The 4,887-nt window shown below is 74.3% G+C and carries 3 protein-coding genes; 2 read left to right on the top strand and 1 reads right to left on the bottom strand.

Translation table 11 applies throughout. From position 1 onward, the window contains the following. Positions 1–372 precede the first annotated feature (372 nt). The gene (gene lanKC, locus ACTIDRAF_RS0223510; RefSeq protein ID WP_016701145.1) at positions 373–3,000 is read right to left on the bottom strand and encodes a class III lanthionine synthetase LanKC; all 2,628 of its coding nucleotides are present in this window, start codon (positions 2,998–3,000) and stop codon (positions 373–375) included. Between the two features lie 319 nt (positions 3,001–3,319). Here lanKC and ACTIDRAF_RS0223505 point away from each other — a divergent pair, with 319 nt between their 5' ends. Next, on the top strand, positions 3,320–3,955 hold the full coding sequence (locus ACTIDRAF_RS0223505; protein WP_016701144.1) for a TetR/AcrR family transcriptional regulator: 636 nt from the start codon (positions 3,320–3,322) through the stop codon (positions 3,953–3,955). Positions 3,956–3,960: 5 nt separating this feature from the next. Then, positions 3,961–4,758: a CPBP family intramembrane glutamic endopeptidase gene (locus tag ACTIDRAF_RS0223500; RefSeq protein ID WP_245533620.1), complete on the top strand. Its 798-nt coding sequence runs from the start codon at positions 3,961–3,963 to the stop codon at positions 4,756–4,758. Positions 4,759–4,887: the final 129 nt, after the last annotated feature.

Below are 4,887 nucleotides of genomic sequence, written 5' to 3'. Positions count from 1 at the left end.
GGACCTGGAGGCGCAGGGCGTCGTTCATGGTGGTTCTCCTTCGTGTCGCGTCGTGTCGTGTCGTGGTGTGGTGCCGGGTTCGCGGGGCCAGCGGTCGGGCGTCCCGCGGGCCCCGGCTCCGGGACCGCGTTCGGGCGGAACGCGGTTTCCGGGGCTCCGGTCAGGAGATTTCCTTGATGTCGCAGATGGCGAGGCTGGTGGTGCTGATGGGGGCGTCGTCCTCGACGTCGTTCTCGGCGTCGGGCTGGACCTGGAGGCGCAGGGCGTCGTTCATGGTGGTTCTCCTTCTTCTTCCACCCCTCCCACCGGTCGTGGGAGGGAAGTCGGTGGTGGTGGCGGGGCGGCGCGGAGTCCGACGGCCGACAGGGCCGGTCAGACCGGGGCCAGCGCCGTCCCGCGTCGGGTCGTGGCGGGTGGGCCGGTGCGTTCGGCCACGGGCAGGTCGAGGGTGAACAGGCGGTCCGGTGCCGGGTCGACCAACTGGTGCAGGGCGAGCAGGACACCGGCGGCGCCGCTCCACAGCTCGGCGCTCAACCGGCTGCCGTGCAGGCCGGGCCACCGCACGCCCGTGGCGTGGGGGACGGCGTGGTGGAACAGGGCCCGCCCGGAGGCGACCGCGTCCTCGGTGGACGCCGGTGCCCCCAGCAGCCGTGCCGTCTCACCGAGCACGAAGCCCATCCCCGCCTGGCCGGTGAACAGCCCGCCGCCGATGGTGAACCGCACGCGCAGGCCCCGTACGCACCGGTCGAGCACGTCCGCCAGGTGCGGGTCCGGGCGCCAGGCGAGGTACCGGGCGAGCACGTGGACGTAGCCGGCGCTGCCCGCGAACAGGTAGGGCATGGTGCGCCGGTCCCTGGCCGAGACCCGGAACCCGAGCGCCCCGGTCTCCCACGGCTGGGCGTGGTCGAGTTCGGCGCGGAGCAGGTCGAGTCCGCGTTCCAGGGGCGCGTCGTCCCCGGTCAGCCGCCCCAGGTAGTACAGGGCCAACGCCACGCCGGGGCGGCCCTGGGCCAGTCCGGAGCGGTCGTCGCCGCCCAGCAGGGGCGTCAGGCCCTCGCCGGTGGGCAGCGCATCCAGCAGGGACCGGGCGCGGTCCAGGGCCGACTCGTCGCCGGTCCGGCAGTACAGGGACAGTTCGGCCAGTGCCAGGCCGGCGGAGCCGCCGCCGAGGGTGGCCGAGCGGGTCACCAGCGGGTGCCGGCCGGCGTGGCGGAGGAGGCGTTCGGCGGCGTCCCACTCGCCCTCCTGGGCGAGCACCCAGGCGATGCCGGCGCTGCCGAAGAGCAGGCCAGGGGGGATGTCGCGCCACCCGGCCAGCGATTCGTCGCGAAGTCGGGTGACCAGCGCCGGTGCCGGTGGGTGTCCGGTCATCCGCAGGGCGTGCAGGACGCCGGCGCTGCCGTAGGCCACGCACCGGGTGTTGCTCCGGTGCCCGTCCGGGATGGTCGGGAAGACCCGGCGCGGGTGGTCGGGTTCGGCGAGGGCGAGCAGGGCGCTGGCGGTGCGGTCCCGCAGCCAGGTCAGCCACTCGTGGGGTTCGGCGGCCACCGCCTCGGGCGACGGCAGCGCCGGCCCCGGTGCGGGCAGGCCCCGGAACCGGTCCGCCCGCGCCCAGAGGCTCGCCGGTAGCGGGGCGCGTTCCTCCAGGGCGGCCTTCACGTGGTCCACGGCCGCGGGGCTGCGTTCGGCGACCTGGATGGTCGGGACCAGCATCATCCGCGCGATCGCGGCCAACCCGTAGTCGTCGTAGCGCACCGGGTCGAGCGTGGCCCGGCCGTCGGGGCTCAGGGCTTCCGGCGGGACGAACCCGGGGGTGGCCAGGGGCTGGATGGTGGCGTCCCGGCGTTGCGTCGACTCGAAGTCGACCAGCCGGACGCGGTCCTCGTCGTCGACCAGCACGTTGCGCGGGCTGACGTCGACGAACACGTAGCCGAGGTCGTGGAGGCGGTCGAGCTGGTCGCGCAACTGGTCCAGGATCGACCCGCACCTGCGGTAGTAGTCGGTGAAGGCCTCGGCGGGCTGGTCGACGCGGATGGCGGGGTTGTTCGCCATCAGCCACCTGCTCAGGGGCCGGCCGGGGACCAGTTCGGTCACCAGATAGGCGTGCTCCCAGTGGTCGAACCGTTCCACGGGTTCCGGTGCCAGTCCGGGTGCCCTGGCGTGCAGGGCCCGCAGCACCAGGTACTCGGCGGTGAGCCGGGCGTGGGCGTCGACGTCGCGGCCGGAGTGGGCGACGTGGGCCCGGGCCTCCTTGAGGAAGACCTGCCGGCCGGTGGCGTCGGTGGCCCGGTAGGCGCCGCCGGCGTTGCTGTGCTGGAGCACGGCGTCGAAGGTGTAGCCGTGGAAGGCGACCGGACCGTCGGACAGGTCGGGTTCGGCCTCGACGAAGGGGTCCGCGACGCCGGCGGGGAGGTGGAACTCGGGGCGGCGGTCGTCGGGTATCTCGGTGCCGTCGCCGGCGGGCATCACCGGGGTGCGGGTGCCGTCGGCCTCCAGCCGGTAGCGGGAGCGGAAGGCGCCGTAGCGGTAGGAGACGCACCGGGAGGAGCCGAACCTGCGGTCGGTGAGCACGTAGGGGCCCGGCACCCCGGCGAGGTCGTGTTCCAGGCGGCGCAGGACCTCGTGGGCCTGCCGGGGGTCGGCCGGGTAGAGGGCGCAGAACTTGCCGCTCTGCGGCCGGGAGGCGTGCTTGCCGTGCAGGAGCAGGAAGTAGGTGCGGCCGGCCAGGTGTTTGAAGGGGATGCCCAGGTCCACGCAGGCGGCCGCGACGACGTCCAGGACGGCCGGGGCGTTGCCCGGGGTGCTGGAGACGTGCACCTTCCAGCCGTGGTCGGGCAGGGACGGCGCCTGCGGCGGGCTCCAGTGGGTCCACACGTCCTGGTCGGCACGGTGCCAACCGGGGGGCATCCGGGTGGGCGTGTAGCGGGTGCCGGGCGGGGTCGCGGCGAGTGGCTCGTAGAAATCGTCGTTCGCGAACGTGAACGACAGATCCGCTGGCATGGTCACCCTCCTCCCTTCGCGTCGTGGTGGTCCGTCACCCGCCGGTCGGGTCCCGGCCCGTCGCGGCGGTCCCGTCCTCATCTCGGTGGGGCCGTCTCCGCTCTCGGTGACAGGCACAAGCTTCGCGCGCCGAACGACCCGCGACCAGGTCGTCGGCGGTCAGCAACCGGACCTGGGCGCTGTCAGGAAGGTGACCCGGCCCGGCCGCTTCCCCGGCCCGGGGGCCGCCGGGCCGTCGGCCGAGGGCGGGAGGGGGTCGGCGGCCGTAAGCGGTCGACGCGCCTTGACCCGATGCCCTGAACATGTGAACAATAACCTGGTGGCGCATTCAAAAAACGGGACGAGTGAACAGGGTAGGTCGTTCATCGAACGGGCCCGCCGCGAACAGATCGTCCGGGCCGCCGTCGACACCATCAGCGAGGTCGGATACGCCCGGGCCTCCTACGCGCGCATCGCCCGCCGGGCCTCGATCAGCCCCTCGCTGATCTCCTACCACTTCGCCGACCGCGCGGAACTCATGCGCGAGGCGGCCAGCAGCGTCGTGGACGACCTGCGGCGCAGCCTCCGCGACGCCACGCCCAACCCGGCCCCCTACCCCGAGGTCCTGGCCGCGCTGATCACCCACAACGTCCACTACGCCGCCGGCCACCTCCGCGACCTCACCGCGCTCGCCGAACTGCGGGCCGCCGGCATGGCACCCGCCGACGCCGGGCCGGAGAAGGGCCGCGCCGACATCGAGCGGCTGCTGGCCGACGGCCAGGCCGCCGGCGAGTACGGGGCCTTCACCCCGTCGCTGATGGCCGCCACCCTGCTCGCCGCGCTCGAAGCCGTCCCCGCCGTCCTCGCCCGCGAACCCGACATCGACCCCGACCACTACGCCGCCGAACTCGCCGAGACCTTCCGCCGCGCGACCGCGCCCACCCCGGCGACCCACCGAACCGAGGACCCTCGTTGACCACCGTGACCGCCGCCCTGCTCACCTGGGCACTGCACCTGCTCGTCGTGGCCCTGCTCTGCGGCCCCGGCGTCTGGCTCACCCTTCGACGGGCGGCCGTCGTCCCCGCCGGTGCCCCCGCCCCGGCGGCCGACCGGACCGAGGACCACCGGGACCCCGCCAGCCCGGCGCGGCTCCTGCTGGCGGTCGCCGGCGCGCACGGCGCGGTGCTCGTCCTCACGACACTGCCCCGCGTCGGCCCCTTCGAGTCCCTCGACCGCAACTGGCAGGGCCAACTGCTGGCCCTGGCCTTCGCCACCGGTCTCCTCCTGGCCTGGCCGCGCCTCACCCCGAAGGGGGTGGGCCTGACCCGGCCCAAACCCGGTTCGTGGACCCTGGTCGCGGGGGGCGCGCTCGGCGCCCTGGTGGTGCAGTACGCCGTCGGCGGGATGGGTCCGTCCGCGGAACCCACCGCCGAGGCCTTCGTCAACAGCGCCGTCATGCCCGGCCTGTGGGAGGAGTTCCTCTTCCGGGGGATCCTGTTCTCCCTGGTGCTCCAGGCGTTGCCCGCCCGCCGCCGGATCGCCGGCATCAGCGCCACCTGGGCCATGCTCATCACCAGCCTGCTGTTCGCCCTCGGGCACGGCCTCGTCGTGGACCCGGTCGACGGCCTCACCGTCCAACTCGGATACGTGCTCAGCACCCTGGTCGCCGGGATCTTCTTCGTCTGGGTGCGGGAGCGGACCGGCAGCCTCCTGCCGGCGATCGTGCTGCACAACCTCATCAACCTCGCCGGCCTGCTCGTCGTGGGCCTTCAGGGCTAGGGCGCCGGGGGCGTGCCGTGCACGCGGAGCTGGGACCGCACGGCGTCCTCCAGCGCCCGGGTCCCTCACCGCCCGGTGGGGGACCCGGCCGCGCCCTCGCCGGCCCGGTCGGGATCGCCGAGACGCTCG

It is taken from the genome of Actinoalloteichus spitiensis RMV-1378 (assembly GCF_000239155.1).
GTDB classification, from domain to species: domain Bacteria; phylum Actinomycetota; class Actinomycetes; order Mycobacteriales; family Pseudonocardiaceae; genus Actinoalloteichus_B; species Actinoalloteichus_B spitiensis.
The sequence above is the reverse complement of the archived record's forward strand: the minus strand, read 5'-3'. Positions and strand labels throughout refer to the sequence as shown.